At 45.9% G+C, this 19,030-nt stretch carries 12 protein-coding genes; 4 read left to right on the forward strand and 8 right to left on the reverse strand.

Annotated features, from left to right (window positions below; translation table 11 throughout):
- Positions 1 to 15: 15 nt before the first annotated feature.
- Positions 16 to 582: a tetratricopeptide repeat protein gene (locus Q5691_RS06910; RefSeq protein ID WP_333344259.1), complete on the reverse strand. Its 567-nt coding sequence runs from the start codon at positions 580 to 582 to the stop codon at positions 16 to 18.
- A gap of 360 nt (positions 583 to 942) precedes the next feature.
- Positions 943 to 2,988 carry a serine/threonine-protein kinase gene (locus Q5691_RS06915; protein ID WP_333344261.1) on the reverse strand — a complete coding sequence of 682 codons (2,046 nt, stop codon included), beginning with the start codon at positions 2,986 to 2,988 and terminating at the stop codon, positions 943 to 945.
- Positions 2,989 to 3,483: 495 nt separating this feature from the next.
- Here Q5691_RS06915 and msrP point away from each other — a divergent pair, with 495 nt between their 5' ends.
- Complete coding sequence (gene msrP / locus Q5691_RS06920; RefSeq protein WP_333344263.1) at positions 3,484 to 4,467, forward strand: protein-methionine-sulfoxide reductase catalytic subunit MsrP; 984 nt, start codon at positions 3,484 to 3,486, stop codon at positions 4,465 to 4,467.
- Between the two features lie 131 nt (positions 4,468 to 4,598).
- On the opposite strand, the gene miaA is transcribed toward msrP, so the two are convergent.
- Entirely contained in the window at positions 4,599 to 5,519 is a 921-nt protein-coding gene (miaA, locus tag Q5691_RS06925; RefSeq protein WP_333344265.1) for a tRNA (adenosine(37)-N6)-dimethylallyltransferase MiaA, read from the reverse strand.
- Positions 5,520 to 5,776: 257 nt separating this feature from the next.
- Between miaA and gyrB the strand changes: the two genes are divergently transcribed.
- Both gyrB and Q5691_RS06935 read left to right on the forward strand, forming a co-directional pair.
- Positions 5,777 to 7,717, forward strand: coding sequence for a DNA topoisomerase (ATP-hydrolyzing) subunit B (gene gyrB / locus Q5691_RS06930; RefSeq protein WP_333059513.1), 1,941 nt, complete (start codon positions 5,777 to 5,779; stop codon positions 7,715 to 7,717).
- Between the two features lie 277 nt (positions 7,718 to 7,994).
- Positions 7,995 to 8,711, forward strand: coding sequence for a heme oxygenase (biliverdin-producing) (locus Q5691_RS06935; RefSeq protein ID WP_333209133.1), 717 nt, complete (start codon positions 7,995 to 7,997; stop codon positions 8,709 to 8,711).
- A 242-nt stretch (positions 8,712 to 8,953) separates the two neighbouring features.
- Here the strand turns inward: Q5691_RS06935 and Q5691_RS06940 are convergent, their stop codons facing one another.
- Complete coding sequence (locus Q5691_RS06940; RefSeq protein ID WP_333344267.1) at positions 8,954 to 9,607, reverse strand: S-layer homology domain-containing protein; 654 nt, start codon at positions 9,605 to 9,607, stop codon at positions 8,954 to 8,956.
- Positions 9,608 to 9,733: 126 nt separating this feature from the next.
- The gene (gene mfd / locus Q5691_RS06945) at positions 9,734 to 13,297 is read right to left on the reverse strand and encodes a transcription-repair coupling factor (protein ID WP_333344268.1); all 3,564 of its coding nucleotides are present in this window, start codon (positions 13,295 to 13,297) and stop codon (positions 9,734 to 9,736) included.
- Positions 13,298 to 13,720: 423 nt separating this feature from the next.
- Between mfd and Q5691_RS06950 the strand changes: the two genes are divergently transcribed.
- The gene (locus Q5691_RS06950) at positions 13,721 to 15,049 is read left to right on the forward strand and encodes a hemolysin family protein (protein ID WP_333209127.1); all 1,329 of its coding nucleotides are present in this window, start codon (positions 13,721 to 13,723) and stop codon (positions 15,047 to 15,049) included.
- Positions 15,050 to 15,116: 67 nt separating this feature from the next.
- Here the strand turns inward: Q5691_RS06950 and Q5691_RS06955 are convergent, their stop codons facing one another.
- The 3 genes from Q5691_RS06955 to Q5691_RS06965 are packed head-to-tail and all read right to left on the reverse strand — an operon-like array spanning position 15,117 to position 19,029.
- Positions 15,117 to 16,451: a hypothetical protein gene (locus Q5691_RS06955; protein ID WP_445305825.1), complete on the reverse strand. Its 1,335-nt coding sequence runs from the start codon at positions 16,449 to 16,451 to the stop codon at positions 15,117 to 15,119.
- Positions 16,452 to 16,457: 6 nt separating this feature from the next.
- On the reverse strand, positions 16,458 to 17,783 hold the full coding sequence (locus Q5691_RS06960) for a hypothetical protein (protein ID WP_333344270.1): 1,326 nt from the start codon (positions 17,781 to 17,783) through the stop codon (positions 16,458 to 16,460).
- Between the two features lie 13 nt (positions 17,784 to 17,796).
- Positions 17,797 to 19,029, reverse strand: a complete 1,233-nt coding sequence (locus tag Q5691_RS06965; RefSeq protein ID WP_333209121.1) for an SGNH/GDSL hydrolase family protein — start codon at positions 19,027 to 19,029, stop codon at positions 17,797 to 17,799.
- Between the last annotated feature and the right edge of the window lies 1 nt (position 19,030).

Raw genomic sequence — 19,030 nt, forward strand, 5'->3', positions numbered from 1 at the left:
TAACATTCCTCTTCACTAAGTGTTACTTTTTACTAAATTGCTTCTCGCTTCTAACTCCGGCTGTAAGTTGAGAGCTTTTTTTTGATAAAATAAACCTTCATTGATTCGACCTTGCTCTTCCAAACTTTTGCCTAAATTCCAATAAGCGACTGCTAAATCTGGTTGAAGAACGATAGATTTTTGGTAGTAACTTATGGCCTCATCTAGCTGGCCTTGTTTGTAAAACATACTGCCCAAATTAACATAGGCTTCGACAAAATTAGGATCAAATTCGGTCGCCTTCGAGTAGGCGCGAATCGCCGCGTCTATTTTGCCTTGGGCTTGCAAGATATTGCCTAGAGTTTTGTAGGCGGCGGCGAAATTAGGTTGCTGGCGAAGTGCTTGGTAACAGGAGGCGATCGCCTCTACATATTTCTGTTGCGTATAATAAATTTCTGCTATCTTGTTAAGTGCGATCGGACTATCCGGTTGAATGGCTAGTGATTTTTGATATTGAGCGATCGCATCTTCAAGTTTTCCTGATTTCTGAAGGCTATCGCCCGCTGACAAATGCTGTGAGGCTAACTCGGAATTTGCGGTCATATATTTTAGTTTAACAGCCGAAACTACTTTACCACATGTGTTAGTTAGCAACCGCGATTTCTAGGGATATAGTGACTATTTGATATTTTAAATTTGTTTGTGTAGCAACATAGGACTTACGCAATCATTCCAGGTATGGGGGCAACCACGGGGGGTTTGCCCCTACAAAACACTATAGATTGAGGCTGTGCGTAAGTCCTGCAACAGTTCGGACAGTTTTTGATTACCAACAGCTTAGGAACCGGGTTGCTAACACCCATGCGTCAGCTTTGAAAAGGTGCGAAGTGTTGATAGATAAATTAACTCAATGTTCGATCGCCCTAGCTGTTCAAAACTGGATCGAACGGGCGATCGAAAAAATTAAGGAGACAGTCGCCACACCTTAATCGTGTCGTCAAAACTGCCACTGATCAGAGTTTGGTCTTGAGGATTAAAAGCCAAATCCACCCAGGTAGAATGACCCTTCAGCGTGCCCGCGATTTCGCCGGAACTCATGCGCCACAGCTTGATAGTCCCGCTCAAATCGGCGCTGGCCAGCTTGTCTCCGTCGGGACTGAAAGCCAAGGACTTAACCTTGTCGGAATGGCCGATCAAAGTCCGTAGCAAAAAACCGTTGGGCTGCCCGGAGTGATTATTTGCGCTGATATCCCACAGCTTCACCGTCTTGTCCCAACTGCCGCTGGCGAGAGTTTTACCGTCTGGGCTGATGGCCAAAGACCAAACCGCTTCGGAATGACCCCAAAGAGTTTCTTTCAATTCCCCAGTCTGCCAGTTCCACAGGTTGATCTTACCGTCGCTGCTGCCGATCGCCAAAGTTTCTCGATCGGGGCTGAAAGCCACCGACTGCACCTCGTCAAAAACCTGCTTGAGAGTTTCCAACTCGGCCCCGCCTTCGACTTGCCACAACTTCAAAGTTTTGTCCTTACCGACACTGGCCACAGTCCGGCTATCGGGACTGAAAACCACCGAGAACACGCCGTCGGTGTGTCCGTCCAAAGTCCGAATTAACTTGCCCGAATAGAAATTCCACAATTTAATCGTACCGTCAACGCCACCGCTGGCGATCGTCCTGCCGTCGGGACTAACAGCCACCGACCACACCGGCCCCAAATGTCCTGCTAAAACCTTCAGCAGCTTGCCGTGACGCTTGTGCAGCAGGTGAATTGTGCCGTCGTTGTTCCCGCTGACTATCACGCGGCCCTGGGGAGCAACTGCTACCGCCCAAACCGGGTTTTTGTTTTGATCCGCCAGAGTCCGCACTGCGGGCCGGGACGGCGATGCCTCACCCCTGAAATTCTGCATCGGGGGCGGATTGAACCGAATTTCGGGAATGCTAGAAACAGGCTCAGAAGAAGTGAAAGCCTGCGGTGCAGGAGATGGCAAGCGAACACCCAGCACTACGGACAGCAGGGCAACCGTACTTGCTCCCCACATGGCTAAACTCCACTTGGGTTTGCTGAGAATCACTTGTGCCGATGCCGGGCCGTAATTCATGTCTGTGAGAATTGCCTCGGTCGATCGATAGCGTTTTGATGGTTCTCGCTGCACCATTTTATCCAGAATGCGGCCGAGTCGCGCCGAAACTGGTACTTTCAAATAATGTCTCCAGGCCCAACTTTCGGATTTGATGTCAAACAAATCAAAGGGCGATATTCCCGTTAACAAGTGAATGCAAGTGACGCCCAAACTGTAGATGTCGCTGCTCTGAATCGCTTGGCCTTTAATTTGTTCTGGGGCCGCGTATTCTGCAGAACCTGTCACCGTTTCTGTTTTGATCGGGCCACTATTAGCCCGAATTGCCGCGCCGAAATCGACTAAAACTAGCCCAGAGGAACGTTCTTGGGACAGGGGATGTAGATCCTCTTTCCCTGCCAAAGCTGGGGATGCTTGGGGATTTTTGCGGTGAATAATATTCGACGGTTTGATATCTCCGTGAATCAGTTGATTTTCATGAACAAATTGCAGGACTGGCAACAATTCGCTCAGCAGATACCAAATTTGAATTTCTTTAACAACACCTTTTTCTGAAAGCCGATCGGCTAAATTACGGCCTTCGATGTATTCTTGCACTAAATACTGGCAGCCTTCGAGTTCAAAAGATGCCAGCAGTTTCGGTATTTGGGGATGTTGGCCCAATTTGTCGATAACTGAGGCCGAGCGGCGAAATGCCCAGTTTTCTTGTGTGCAACCTGCAGCCGGCGCGCATAACTGTTGAATGACGCAGCGGGGTTGCGAAGGTTGGTCTTCATCGACTGCTAAGAAGGTGCGGCAAGTGAGACTTTGACCGAGGGTGTGAAAGACTCGGTAGCGGCCTTTTAGCAGCAAGTTCGACTCGCAACTTTTGCATACTGTCGCGCGATCGAGATTTTGGGGATTCTGGCAATTGGGATTGGTGCAGTAGCTCATTTGTCTTTCCGCTGGAGACCCCCGTCCGACATTATTGCTGGTGGGGGAGGAAAGCGGGGCGGTGCGTGCCGCTTCCTGTGGACAAATTAAATAATTGGAATCTTTGCTTGATCATAATTGTTTCCCAGATTTTCGCCACAATTGCTTCGGTCGATCGCACGTTAATTATTGCTGAGTTTCCTGCGAGCAAGGTTTAATAGGTCGATCGTACGGGCGGGCAGGATGCCTACCCCACAAGAAAATCATTCTTTGTGGAACAGGTCGGAAAGCCTGTTATTGAGAATGGTGCAATATCTCAGTTGTTACCGAATTAAGCTATACTGTCATTGCGAATACTTGCATTGCGATCGCTGCAAAGCAATCGCGAGGCCTTGCCAAATATCCGCGATTCTTTGTCCTATGGAGTTAATCTAAAACTACAAATCTCCAATCGACTAACAGATTAAAACTTAGGCAATTTTCGCCCAACTAGCTACTAACTTTTAACTATTACTTATGCCATTAATTCGCGTTCCCAAACCTTGGGAAATTCTCGAACCCCAAATTACTCCAGAAACAGCCTTTCTCAACCGCCGCCGCTTCATGACAAATTTAATTGGCGCCGGCGTGACAGCTTCGCTGCTGCCGCTGACCGGCTGCCAAAGCAATCCTAGCTCAAAAACCGCTCTGGATCAAAGCTCAACCCAAGCATATTCGGGATTGAGCCGGAATCCCGACTTTGCGAAAGTCGATCGAGCGATTACCGACGAAGCCTTAGCTACAAAATACAACAATTTTTACGAATACGGCGGCACAAAATCTATATGGCAAGCCGCTCAAGCTTTGCCAACAGAAAACTGGAAAGTAGAAGTAAACGGTTTAGTAAAAAATCCCCGCACTTATGATATTGACGACCTCTACAAAAAATTTCCTATCGAAGAACGAGTTTATCGATTTCGCTGTGTAGAAGCCTGGGCGATGGTAGTTCCTTGGGTCGGATTTCCCATGAAATTACTAATGGCTGATGTCGAACCGCAATCGAAAGCTAAATTCGTTCGCTTTACCTCATTTTACGACCCCAAAATTACTCCCGGCCCAGGTTTTATGTCGCAATTTTATCCTTGGCCTTATACCGAAGGTCTGCGAATTGAAGAAATGGCCAACGATTTAGCATTTTTTGCCACAGGCTTATATGGCCGAAGGCTACCAAAACAAAATGGTGCGCCGCTGCGGCAAGTGATTCCTTGGAAATACGGTTTTAAGGGCGCAAAGTCGATCGTCAAAATTGAATTTGTCGAACAACAGCCCGCCACTTTTTGGAATACAATCGGCCCCAACGAGTACGCTTTTGAAGCAAATGTCGAACCCGACAAACCGCACCCCAGATGGTCGCAGGCGAGCGAACGTATAGTCGGCCCCGGTAACAGTTGGTCGTGGGAAACTCGCCCAACTTTGCCCTATAACGGTTACGGCGAATATGTGGCGGGTTTGTACAGTTAATTGATGGATTTTCCCTGGTTTCTAGGCTCTGCCTAGGAACGCATATCCGGAGGCTCTGCCTCTCAATTCCCGCGAGGCAGAGCCTCGGATTCAGGCATTCCCAGGCTCTGCCTGAAAACGAAAAATTGAAATTACATCAGTCTTGATCTGCGTCCCTCAAACTCTTCAACTCTCTGCCAAACTCTTTCTAGCAAATCTGGCGTGCTAACATCAAACCATTCAATTTCAGGATAGGCCCGAAACCAAGTCCGTTGTCTCTTCGCAAATTGCCGCGTGTGCAAAATTGTTAATTCTTTGGCTTCTTCAAGCTTAATCTCGCCGGCCAAATATTGTTTCATTTCCTGATAGCCCAGCGTGTTCAACAGGGGCAAGTCGGAGCCGTATCTTTTACACAAATATTCTACTTCAGCCAGCCAACCGCATTCTAGCATTTGTTCGGTGCGCTGTTTGATACGATCGACCAAAACTTCGATCGCGCAATCCAACCCAATTTGTAAAATAGGATAATTGGGAGGATTTTCGCCCTGCTGTTCGGAAATAGGGCGACCGGTGACATAAAATACTTCCAGTGCTCTTAAAGTTCTTACTGGGTCATTCAGGTGAATTTTCTCGGCGGCAGAGCGATCGACCTGCTGCAACATCGCGTAACATTGAGATTGTCCGAGTTCCGCAAGTTGCGATCGCAATTCGGGCATCGGCCCTACCCTCGGAATTTTTAAACCGCGCACGATCGATTTAATATATAAGCCCGTCCCTCCAACCAACAACAGGGGGGGAGACAGGGGAAAATCGACAGCAGCAATTAAACTTTGAGCTTGTTGCTGGTAATCTGCTAGTGTCAGAGTTTCTGTCGGATCGCAGATGTCAATTAAGTGATGCGGTACACAAGTGCGATCGAGCGCCGTCGGTTTTGCGGTTCCGATGTCAAATTCGCGGTACACTTGACGGGAGTCCGCACTCAGAATCGAGGATTGCAGTCGCCCCGCCAAAGCCAAAGCCACTCCCGACTTCCCCGTCGCCGTCGCCCCACAAATAGTAATTAATTTAGGCATAAGCTGTCGCACGTTTTCCTATAAAAACTCTCAAATCCTCTCCTCTCCATGCTTTCCCGTCTCTCCTACACTGATTCACCGCGCTACGCCTGGCGAGTCGCGAAGCAATATCAAAACTATTCCCCTCCGTCCCCCCGATAAATTTCCCTTCAGAAAGCCCTAGCATCGCCTTTAACGGTTTTGTGCTATAATTTTAGGAGTTTTCCCATTTTAGAAGCTTTCGGGGCTTTAGGCCTCATTATTGGAGCTATTTTTGTATGACCAGCAGCTACAGCGCCGACCAGATTCAAGTTCTCGAAGGTCTCGAAGCAGTCCGTAAACGGCCGGGGATGTACATCGGTACCACCGGGCCGCGAGGACTCCACCATCTAGTTTACGAGGTTGTGGACAATTCCATAGATGAGGCGCTGGCTGGCCACTGCACTCACATCGAGATTGACATCAACGCCGACGGTTCCGTTACCGTGACAGACGACGGCCGGGGTATTCCGACCGGCATCGTTGCCAAGACTGGCAAATCGGGAATAGAAACAGTAATGACTGTACTCCACGCCGGCGGTAAATTTGGCGGTGGTGGCTACAAGGTTTCTGGAGGATTGCACGGTGTAGGTATTTCTGTTGTTAACGCGCTGTCCGAGTGGGTAGAAGTGACAGTTTGGCGCGACCAAAAAGAACATTTACAGCGCTACGAAAGAGGCAATCCAGTTACTGAACTTACTGCCAAGCCCAACAAAGGCACTCGCACCGGCACTTCAGTTTCTTTCTTGCCAGATACTCAAATATTTAGCACTGGCATTGAATTTGATTACACTATACTCGCCGGACGCTTGCGAGAATTGGGTTACTTGAATGCGGGCGTGAGAATTACATTCAGCGACCACCGTTTGGAACTGCTTAAAAGTAGCGAACCTCGCATCGAAACATACTGTTATGAAGGCGGAATCAAGGAATATATCGCCTACATGAACCGCGAAAAGCAGCCTCTGCACGAAGAAGTGATCTACGTGCAAGGAGAACGCAACAATGTGCAGATAGAAGTGGCTTTGCAGTGGTGCGTCGATGCTTTTAGTGACAACGTTCTCGGTTTTGCTAACAACATTCGGACGATCGACGGAGGCACGCACTTAGAAGGTTTGAAGGCTGTTTTAACGCGGACGATGAATTCGATCGCCCGCAAGCGCAACAAAATCAAAGAAAACGAGCCCAACCTCGCGGGCGAAAACGTTCGCGAAGGTTTGACAGCAGTCATTTCGGTCAAAGTCCCAGACCCGGAATTTGAAGGCCAAACTAAAACTAAGCTAGGAAATACAGAAGTTCGGGGAATTGTCGATTCCTTAGTAGGCGAAGTATTAACAGAATATTTGGAGTTTCGCCCCCAAGTAGCTGACGCTATTTTGGAAAAAGCTATTCAGGCATTTAAGGCTGCTGAAGCAGCCCGCCGTGCCCGCGATTTAGTGCGCCGAAAATCCGTCTTAGAATCGTCTCCTTTGCCCGGTAAACTAGCGGATTGTAGTTCCAGAGACCCGGCCCTGTCTGAGATCTACCTGGTGGAAGGGGATTCTGCAGGCGGATCGGCAAAACAAGGGCGCGATCGCCAATTCCAAGCAATTCTGCCTTTGCGCGGTAAAATTCTCAACATTGAGAAAACCGACGACGCCAAAATCTACAAAAATAACGAAATTCAATCGTTAATTACAGCCTTGGGTTTGGGCATCAAAGGTGAAGAATTCGATCCGGGTCAATTGCGGTATCACCACATCGTAATTATGACTGACGCTGACGTAGATGGTGCTCACATCCGCACGCTATTGCTGACTTTCTTCTACCGCTATCAGCGCGCCCTTGTAGACCAAGGTTACATCTACATTGCTTGTCCTCCTCTCTATAAAGTGGAACGGGGACGCAATCATTACTACTGTTACAGCGATCGCGAAATGAACAATCTCATCCGCAATGAATTTCCGGCGAATGCTAACTACACCATTCAGCGGTTCAAAGGTTTGGGTGAAATGATGCCGACACAGTTGTGGGATACAACGATGAACCCAGAAACTCGGACGCTGAAACGAGTGGAGATTGAAGACGCTGCTGAGGCCGATCGCATCTTTACGATCTTAATGGGCGATCGTGTCGCCCCTCGTCGCGAATTCATCGAAACCTACGGCCCCAAACTTAACCTCCTCGACTTGGACATCTAAATTAGTTGACAGTTGACAGTTGACAGTTGTTTGCTGGCGAGGATGAGTCATTAGTCATTAGTCATTAGTTAGTGGCTGATGACTACTGCCAACTGCCAACTGACTACTGACTACTGCCAACTGCCAACTGACTACTGACTACTGCCAACTGCCAAGTTTTGTTATAAAAATTAATACAATCTCTCATCAAATCGATCTAAGGTAAATGCTTAGGTAAATTTTAGATTTTTGGCGCATCCATCAGCTACCACAAAAATAGAAGGTTGGACAGTATAGCATGAGCATCAATTTAGCGACCAAATTGCGTGAGGGAACGAAAAAGTCCCACACAATGGCAGAAAACGTCGGTTTTGTCAAGTGTTTTTTAAAAGGCGTTGTAGAAAAAACTTCTTACCGGAAGTTAGTAGGAAACCTCTACTTTGTCTACTCGGCAATGGAAGAGGAAATGGAACGCCAAAAGCAGCATCCGGTTGTTTCAAAAATTTACTTTTCTGAGTTGAATCGCAAACACAGCTTAGAGCAAGATTTATTTTACTACTACGGTGCGAATTGGCGCGAACAAGTAGCCCCCTCAGCCGCAGCTAAAGCTTATGTGGAGCGAATTCGCGAGATTTCGGCGACCGCACCGGAACTGTTAGTAGCTCACTCTTACACTCGCTACTTGGGCGATTTATCCGGCGGACAAATCCTGAAGGGAATTGCCCAGCGCGGGATGAATCTTTCCGAGGGAGAAGGCACTGCTTTCTATGAATTCCAGGATATTCCTGATGAAAAAGAATTCAAGGCTAACTACCGTCAGGCAATGAATGAACTGCCGATTGACGAAGCAACAGCAGAACGAATTGTTGACGAAGCTAATGCAGCTTTTGGCATGAACATGAAGATGTTCATGGAGTTAGAAGGCAATTTGATTAAAGCAGTCGGTCAGATGCTTTTCAATACCCTGACTCGGAAGCGTGGCGGTGCCAGTACCGAATTGGCTACTGCTGATTGAGCCAACACCCATTGGCAATAATTTAAGCCTCGTTTAAGAGGAAAACTTTAAATCCTGGGGGTTTGATGGCTGCTTTTACAGTCACCAAAGCTCCGGGATTTTGCATAGTGTTTGAATTGCGGGCGATCGACTTTTTATAGAAGAAGGAAGAAGGAAGAAGGAAGAAGGAATAATGCCCAATGCCCCATGCCCAATGCCCAATTACCAATTACCCATTCTCATGCAAAGGAAACTTACTATATTTACCTTCCCACGCCGCGATTAGGAGGCTGCTCGTCCGGGACAGGCAAAGAAGTTGGCCTTACTTGCCGCTCCAAATACTTACTCAAAGCGTAAGCGATATCCCAGCGAGTCATCGGCTTCAAAGGATTAATCTTATTAGTTGCGATATCAACATTAACAAACCCTTCATAAAGTGCAGTAGCTATAGACTTTCTAGCCCAATTAGGAATTTCACCTGCATCGGGATACTTAGCTAAAATTTCGGAAATGCTGGCATCAGGAAACTGAAAAACCCCGTAAGCTTGAGCAAAAATAGCTAAAGCTTCCGCGCGAGTCACCCTTTGATTAGGGAAAAACATTCGGTCGCGATATCCACTCATTGTTCCCGTTTTCAAAACTGTTTGAATCGCACTGTAAGCCCAGTAACTCTTCGGTACGTCCGGCAATTCTTTATCCGGTTTCTGAGCGGTTTTCCGCCGTTCCAAACCAAAAGTTTTTACTAAAATCACCGCCAAATCAGCACGACTGACAAGACCCTCAGCATTAAAATTGCCACTGGCATCTTTATTCATCAACCCTGCACTCACAACCCGGTCGATCGGGTCAATTATTTCTTGAGATTGAACCGCCATAGGCACTCCTTGCAGTAGGGCGATCGCCAAAAAAATACTCACTAACCTTTTCACGATTTTAATCCTTTCTGTCGCTAAAACAATCATGAAAACAGCAGTAATATTTTTTCCAGTTTCCTCGGTATTATTCTGTGGTTTCCGCGGTGTGCTAGATTTGGGGATTATATATTAAAATCCAACATTTGCTTCCGGCAAAGCCCCCTGCATTTTACCCAGCCAATCAATCAAATTATCCAATTGCTTTTGGGCCGTCAAAACCGCCATACCCCGAATAGTAACCTTCCCCTTGCTGTAGACAAAACGAGAGCGCAAATGTTCCGGCAAATTAGCCTTGAGCAAATTCCAAGCAGGCTCTTCCATCGCAGTTTCCAAAACTATGTTCTGCTTATTCTCCGGTTTGATACGAGAAAAACCGATTTTTTTAGCAATTTGTTTGAGTTCGACCACACGGATAAGTTGCTGGGCTGGCAGAGGAATTGGCCCATAGCGATCGCACCAATCAGCCTGAATCTGCTGTAATTCTTCAGGGGTATTAGCAGAAGCCACAGACCGGTAAGCGCTCATCTTTTGATCCAAATCTGCGATGTAATCGGCAGGAATAAACGCCGTCAAAGTTAGGTCAATTTGCGCGTCCTCAACTTTCGGAATTTCCTGACCCTTAATTTCCCGAATAGCTTCCTCTAACATTTCAGCATACAAATCAAAACCGATCGCCTCCATTTGACCAGATTGTTCAGTACCCAAAACATCACCCGAACCGCGAATTTCCATATCTCGGACAGCCAACTGATAGCCTGAACCCAACTGGGCAAACTCTTGAATTGCCCGCAGCCGCTGCCTTGCCGCATCAGAAAGTTGGTTCTGCTTGGGATAAAACAGCCAAGCATGAGCTTGAATCCCCGCGCGTCCCACCCGTCCCCGCAACTGGTAAAGCTGACCCAAACCAAACTTCTGCGCGTCTTCAATTAAAATGGTATTGACTCGCGGAATATCCAAACCCGACTCAATAATCGTCGTACACACCAAAATATCGAAATCTGCCGCACTGAAAGTCAGCATGATTGATTCTAGTTCCGAGGCCTCCATTTGACCGTGGGCGATCGCAATTCTGGCAGACGGAACCATCTCCTGCAACTGAACGGCCAACTCATCAATCCCCTCAATCCGCGGTACCACGTAAAAAACCTGGCCGCCTCTGTCCAATTCTTGACGAATTGCCGATCGGACCGTTTCTGCGTTATAGGGAGCCAAATGCGTCTGAATCGGGCGCCTGGAAGGAGGCGGAGTCGCAATTAAACTCATCTCGCGAATCCCCGACAGGGACATATACAAAGTCCGGGGAATCGGCGTTGCTGTCAAAGTCAGAACATCTACCTCTGTTTTGAGAGATTTAATTGCTTCCTTTTGCTTAACTCCAAACCGCTGTTCTTCATCCACCACCAACAAGCCCAAATCCCGAAATTTAATCGCTTTGCTCAAAACAGCTTGAGTACCCACAATCACATCTAATTCCCCAGTCGCCAAACGCTTGTGAATCTCCCGGCGCTCGGTTTCAGTCCGAAAGCGATTGAGCAAACCAACTTCGATCGGATAAGGGGAAAAACGCTCCGAGAGAGTGTGATAGTGCTGTTGGGTTAAAATCGTCGTCGGCGCGAGCAAAGCCACCTGTTTGCCCGCCGTAACGGCTTTAAAAATTGCTCTCAGAGCAACTTCTGTCTTGCCAAAACCGACATCGCCGCAGACCAAGCGATCCATAGGTCGATCGCCCTCCATGTCGCGTTTCACATCCTGAGTTGCCTTCAACTGATCCGGGGTTGGCTGGTAAGGAAAAGAATCCTCCAACTCTTGTTGCCAAGGCATATCAGGAGGAAAAGCGTAACCTGTTTGTTTAGCTCTTTTAGCATAAAGATTCAGCAAATCCACTGCCAATTTTTTAACAGCTTTGCGAACCTTTGTTTTAGTTTTTTCCCAAGTTTGGCCTGTCAGCTTGTTGAGATCCGGTACTTTATCGCCTACAGTCCGAAACCTCGACAAAGCGCCCAATTGATCGGCCGCCACTCTCAGAGTACCGTCAGCGTATTGCAGCACCAAATATTCGCGAGTTTCGCGATCGATCGTCAAGCGTTCTAACTTGAGAAATTTACCCACTCCGTGCTGGCGGTGCACCACATAATCACCAGGGCTTAATTTATTCGGGTCTACTTGCTTAGAAGCAGCACGACGGCGCTTGCGGACGTAGCTAAAAGTAGCGAGAGAATGCTGACCGTAAAATTCCCGATCGGTAATTAAAACAATCCGAAAAGTCGGCAGAATAAAACCTTCCAATTCTGCCAGCCCGCTGTACTTCAAAGCAACCGGAACGTGCTGCAATTGCAACTTGTCGATCGCCAAGTAATCGCGCGGATTCACCACAAACTGAGCCGGACAGTCGTGTTCCGACAGCAGAGAAACCGATCGACTCGGTTGAGCAGAAACCAGAAAAATGGTAAAACCCCGATCGCGCTCTTCCCTGAGCATTTGAGACAGCTTCGCAAATTGGTGAGGCATCACCGGCACAGGCCGAGAAGCCAAATTAATCGCAGACGGTAGCTGGTCGCCCTCGGCAGAGCTTTGAAGTTTTTTAGCCGTAGAATCTTCGGCTAATTCAGAAAGTTCTAGCCGCTCGAAAGCTGCGACATCTGCCATAGATTCAGCAAACGTGCGGTGAATTTTTGGAACTTTCAAATTAGCAATTGGCAATTTTTCTGTAGCCTCACCAGCAACTGCCGATTCCCGATTGCAATTATTCCACTGTTCCTGTGCATTCTCATACCAGCGGTCGCTGTGACCTTCGCACCCTTGCGGTTCGTCAATAACAACTAAAGTATTTTCTGTCAAATAATCCAACAAAGATGCAGGTTGCTCGAACGCTAAACCCAACAGCCTGCGGACAAATTTTTCGGCTTCATTTTCTGGATCTACAGAGCCTAGTTGGTTAATTTCGTCAATATTTTTTTCAGATAAAACTGCTTTAATAATTGTGTTAAAATTAGTGGGAGTTAAAACTAATCGATCGACCTTATCGAGCGATCGCTGGGAAGACGGATCGAACTCCCGAATTTGCTCCAAATTATCTCCGAACCATTCCAGCCGTACTGGCAACTCCGCCGCTACGGGAAAGACATCGACAATATCGCCCCGGCGACTCCACTGGCCCTCCATTTCCACCAGAGTCACCCGATCGTACCCCATCGATACCAGTTGACGATCCAGTATCTTTGAGTCTTGAACCGCACCTCGCTTCAGCGTCAGACAGTAGGGTTCAAAAGCATCCGGTGGGGGCAAGTGAGACTGGAGAGCTCTTTCGGTAGCTACAATCGCGATCGGCTTAGAATTAGCGTTTGTTTCTTGTTTCTCGACCAAATCCGCCAGCACCTGCATTTGCCCCCAAGTCATTTCGTTCTCGTCGGAGTAAGATAGCTCGTAGGGTGAAGCCTCCGAAGTCGGGTAAAAATGTACGGTTTGCCAGCCCATCGCCTCTAAAGAGGCAACCCAGCGGCCGGCTTCTTCCAGAGTTGCTGTTACTGCCAATAAGTTTCGCCCCTCTTGCTGTGCGAGGGCAGAAGCTACCAAAGCTTTAGGCAAACGGGCGAGGCCGGACAGTTGCACGTAGCGATGGCGCTTGAGCTTGTTGAGGAGTTCTGTTGCTAGGGGCGATCGCCCCAGGGTACGAATTATTGAAGAGAAAGTCATGCGCTTTTAATTTTAATCCCTGATCGGCGAAGGCTCTTTCCCTTTGCCTGTTAAGGAGATTGTACGACAAACATCCATGATTGTGCCGCTCTGCTGTTGAGGCATGGGAACTTAACTAGAGATAGATTTCTGCTTTAATATGTCGATCCTGCGATCGCGATCGAGCCAGTTCCGTTAATATAGGGCCAGGTTTAGAAAAAATTTCGATTTTGCGATCGAGATTCGCAGCTTCCAGACCTCTCCTGTGACTGCACCCAAAGACGGATACAAGCCCCCGACTCAAGTTGTGAAGATCGAAGAATTTTAGACATTAGGGAAATCCCCCAGATACTGGCGGCGTCGTCAATCTAAAATCTAAAATCTAAAATCTAAAATCGACTAACCGGGCACATCGCTTTGCCGTTACTACCGAAAATTTTAGAAATGTCCCCAAGTACCGATATTCTGATTGTTCTCCTGCTGGTTTTCCTCAATGGCTTATTTGTGATGTCAGAGATGGCCATCATCTCTGTACGGAAGGTGAGACTGCAACAGATGGCCAACCAAGGTTCGATCAATGCCCGTGTAGCCTTGGATCTGGCTAATGCCCCCAATCAGTTCTTGCCGACAGTTCAAATCGGGATTACGATGCTGGCCATTCTGTCGGGCGCTTTCGGAGAAACGACAATTGCTAAAAGGGTAGAGCCTTTGTTGCGACTGATTCCTGCCCTGGCGCCCTATTCTCAGACGATCGCCTCAGTAGTAGCAGTTTTAACCATCACTTATCTGACCTTAATTATCGGCGAACTTGTGCCGAAGCGCCTAGCGCTCAACAACCCGGAACCCATCGCCTCAAGCGTAGCAATTCCCATGCGAATGCTCTCAAAAATTGGCGCTCCTGCGGTTTATCTGTTAAGTTATTCCACTGACTTAGTGATGCGGATCATGGGGATTGTGCCTTCTACAGAACCGCAAGTTACAGAGGAAGAAATTAAAGTTTTGATCGAGCAAGGAACAGAAGCCGGAACCTTTGAAGAAGCCGAACAAGATATGGTGGAAAGAGTGTTTCGTTTGGGCGATCGGCGAGTCAGCGCCTTAATGACTCCGCGTCCCGATCTTACCTGGCTTGACCTCGACGACTCAGTAGAAGAAAACCGCCAAAAAATGCTCGGCAGTGGTCATTCTCGGTTTCCCGTGTGTCAGGGAGGACTCGACAACGTTGTCGGTTTAGTACACGTTACTGATATGCTGTCTCGGACTTTAACTGGTCAACCGCTAGATTTAAGCGCTTCTTTACGACGACCGTTATTTGTACCGGAAAGCACGCGAGGTTTAAAGGTATTAGAACTTTTCAAACAATCTAGCAATCAAATTGCCTTGGTAGTAGACGAATACGGCGTCATTCAAGGATTGGTTACAGTCAACGACATTTTAGTGGAACTCGTTGGCGACTTTCCCTCGATTGAAGATGCTGACGAACCTCAAACCGTGCAGCGCGAAGACGGTTCTTGGCTGTTAGACGGAATGCTAGCAGTCGAAGATTTTTTTGAGCTATTTGGAATCGAAGAGTCAGCAGAACACAAAGGAAGTTACCACACAATGGGCGGTTTTGTGATTACAAATTTGGGCAAAATTCCCACAGCAGCAGAGCATTTTGAGTGGAACGGTTTGCGCGTGGAAGTAGTCGATATGGACGGGAATCGAGTTGATAAAATCTTGGTAATGCCGATCGACTCAACGGGCGATCGACCTAAAACCCAACCAAAAACCTAAAATTTAAACTCAGCGGTAAGGTGCGCTAGGCGCACCCTATATCCACCATTCAGCGGATATTTCAGACCTACTTTTTTTTGCTTCTAGCCTCATCTTTCCGCAAAGATTCCACAATAGAACGGCCCACATAATTGCTAAAAACCACCTCTCCAGCTTGATTGTAGTGGCAGCAGCTATCTACATAAACAGCTTCTTTAGTCTTGTCAAAAACATTAACAGCATTCACTAGAGTGATATTATTTTTTTCCAAATTCGGAAACTTCTTGAAAAGAGCCGGATATCCAATTTGTACAGATTTAGCATAAGGAGTATCCTTGTTAAAAGCAATCTGCTTTTCGGCTTCACCAAACACCCTTTTCGTCTGATAATATTGATTAGGCTGAAGAACATGAAAATAAGGCACGTTACTAGCAGACAGAACTTTGTGCATAAAAATTGAACTTTTCACCCAATTCTGTGCCATTTGCTCAAAAGCTAATGAATCTTGTAAAACAGACTTATTAGTATTGATGTAAATAACACTACCACTGTCATCTTTTTTTTGTTGAGTCCGTTCTTTTTCAAACTTAATGACATCGGTTTTATAGTTATTAACTAGATTTTGAACGTAAACCGAAGTCAAAGCATCGCACGCAGCTAAAGAGCAGTTTTGCAAACGTTCCAAACCCTGATTAATCCTAGCTTTATTTTCTTGGATTCTGATAGTTGCTTTCATCGCTTTTGTAGAAAGGCTATTATTCGCCAAGCTAGTCAGTGGCAAAATATGCTGAATGCTCGGCATCGCCAAATCGACTTGATTTTTATTGTTTAAATTAGAAAGTGCTACTTCATTAAAACCATCTATATTGACGACCATATCCAGTTCTTGTCCTAAAGCCAAAAAATAATTTAAAATTAATAATTGCTGCGGTTGTTTATACCCTCCGGTAGCAAAAGACAAAATTATAAATTCTTTATCTTTCAAACCCGGAAGCTGCTTTAGGTATTGAGGTAAAATTTTGTTTTGAACTTCAAATACTCCATAATTAGAAGCCACAGAACCGCCAAAAACTCCGATAATAAATTGATTTTTCTTGGTTTTTTTCAAAGGGTAATCGTAAGGAGAGATAAATCCGTAGTTGTTAACCTTAAAACCAGGTCTAAAATCAGCGCTGGGTTTTTGAATAAACCCAAAAAAAGGATGAAACCTTTCAACAATAGACTGATTCAGCCGCACTCCTTCTAAATTAATTCCTAAAGCCGACTTATCTTGCGTCTTTTCTCTAGTATAGAAAAATTGCTTATGCTTGACAAAATACCATCCCAAGGAACCGAGTTCCAGGAAAACCAGTAAAAGGACTAAATTAATCAAAGTTATCTTGAGAAATTCTTGTCCTTTTTTGAGGAACTTTAAATCTTTCATAAACCTCTATTTCGACTCTCTTACTACTTTAATAATGGAACTAGAAACATAGTTTGCCAATACTTCGTCTCCGACTGAATTATAGTGGCAGCAGGCATCTTTGTAAACCGTCTCTTTTGTATTGTCTAAAATATTCACTGCGCTAAAAACATTAACCCCAGCTTTTTGCAAATCATCAACTTTGGACAATAATACCGGATAACCTTTTTTCACACCTTCAATGTAAGGACTCTTCTGGTCGATCGCAATTTCATTTTCCTTGGCGGTAAACGCTCGCTTAGTGGGATAATACTGGTTGGGCTGGATAAAGTGAAAATACTTAATCTTTCTACTTGATAAAATTTGATTCATCCCGATCGACGATTGATACCACATCGATGCCATTTTGTCAAAAGCAACGGCATCCTGCAAAACAAAGTCAGCTTTGGGAATGTATACTATACCGCTATTCGCGGTGTCTGGGTTGGATTGTTTGACTTGCGAATCGTACTTGACAACGGCTTGCTGGTAATTGTTGACTAATTGTTTCACCTGTAGCGAGGTGACAGCGTGACACAAAGCAAGTTGACAAGTTTGCAATTTGTCAATACCTGCTTTCAACTGTTTTTTGTTTTCGTTAATTTGCACGATCGAGCTCATCGCTTCCGGTGATAAGTTGTTGTTGGCTAAACCAGTCAGAGGCTGTATGTGCTGAACGCTGGGCATTCCTATTTCTACTTGGGCTTTGTTGTTTAAATTTGACAGGGCTACTTCGTTAAAACCATCAATATTTATGACTAAATCTAACTCTTGACCCAACGCCAGAAAGTAATTTAAAATTAATAATTGTTGGGGCTGTTTGTAGCCACCGTTGCCAAAATTTAAAACAATAATTTCCTTGTTGGCAAATTCTGAATAAGTCTTCAATTTGTTAGACAATCTGCGATTTACGTATTCATCGACTGCAAAGTTATTCGCAACTGAACCGCCAAAAAATCCGATAATAACTTGATTTTTATTGGTTTTAATAAACGGATATTCGTAGAGTGAAAAAAAGCCGTGTTTGTTGACTTTTAACTTTAATTTTTCATTAGTAAAAGCACCTTGTTTGAGTACATAGCCAAAAAGTGGGTGCAGTCTTTCTACGATAGATTCATCAAGTCTAATGCCGATCCTTTCAATATCTTCTACTACTTTTTCTTTGGCTTTAGTTCGGGTATAAAAAAACTGCTTTTGGTTGATAAAATAAAAAGCTAGCGATAAAGCTTCCAGACAAATAAAGGCGATCACCAAATTAACCGCGACTATAATTAATATGTTTTTGCCTTTTTTCAAAGCCGTTGAATCTTTCATGAAATTTGACTGATTACGGTTGTTTTTTGGGTACTTGAGACTGCTTCAAATTTTCGCACAAATTTCGGTTGATGAGGATACTAGCCAGTCGGTGTCCGAGTTCATTCCAGTGACCCCCACAGGGGACAGAATTATCAAAACCGTGGGCGCAGACTTGATATTTTTCAGTGTAACCTTGGATCTGTTCGGATAAATTCAGTACCCGAAAACCCTCGCGCGCGCCCAAATTTTCCAGCCGCCTATCGGGATAAAACAAATCCTGAATGTTGTTCTTTCTCATAAAATTTTTTCGCCTCTCGGCCTCCGGTATAACTTGCATCGGATCGCCGATCGTCACAACCAAGAAATCAGCATTTTTCTGCACGACTTCATTCCGCATCGTCACAATCAAACCCTCTGTCACCCTCCAAGCCTCTTCCCAAGCTGCATTTTGAGGTTCCTTGAGGTTCAGGGTACTTAAAGTGGTAAAGTGTCCCGATAACTCCCGCTTTTTCCGATCTAAGTCTACTTTTTTAATGACCTGCAAAATGCGCGAATTGTTGACGATAAAACTGGGCATTCGGTCTACGAAGGAAACTGCTCTTTCGTTGCGATCGATCGGCGCCAGATTGCGAAAAGACATATCTGGTACTAACTTGCCGCTAGCATCATAAGCAAAAAATGGTCGGTAGTGATCGTATTCCAATTGCGGCGAATTATTGATCACATCATTGCCAATAAAAAAAGCAAGAATTACTATATCAGGACTGTAATCCCATACTTTTTTTCGCAGCATTATCAATTCTTGAGCAGTACCGTAGCCCTGCACCCCGAAATTCATTACCTCAACATTTTTGCGTCCCTTAACAGCTTCGCAGTTGCCTAACTTTCGTTCCAATTTTGACCAGAAAGTTTGTTCGACAGGTACGTGAATTGCTTCGGTGAAAGAATCGCCCAAAACCGCAACGCGCAAAGTATTTGGAGGTTTTGCTTTTGTATGTTCACGATCGCGCAAACCCTCGCTATTCACCTGCACAAAACTCGCACCTTCCCCATTCCACTCCCCCGACGCGCCCGGTTTCAGCTTCCAGCCCAAATTTGGATCGGAAGTATGGAAACGAGTTGGCGCCGAGTCTACAAAATCTCCTATTTTTGGATAGCCCTCGACTTTAGCAACTCGCAATCCAATTTCGCCAATTACCACCCCCATCAATAAACCACCGAGTGTCAAGCCCAAATTGACACCCAAATTTTTCAACTTGCTCATT

Origin of the sequence: Microcoleus sp. w1-18aA5, assembly GCF_036701705.1 — a bacterium.
Taxonomy (GTDB): domain Bacteria; phylum Cyanobacteriota; class Cyanobacteriia; order Cyanobacteriales; family Microcoleaceae; genus Microcoleus.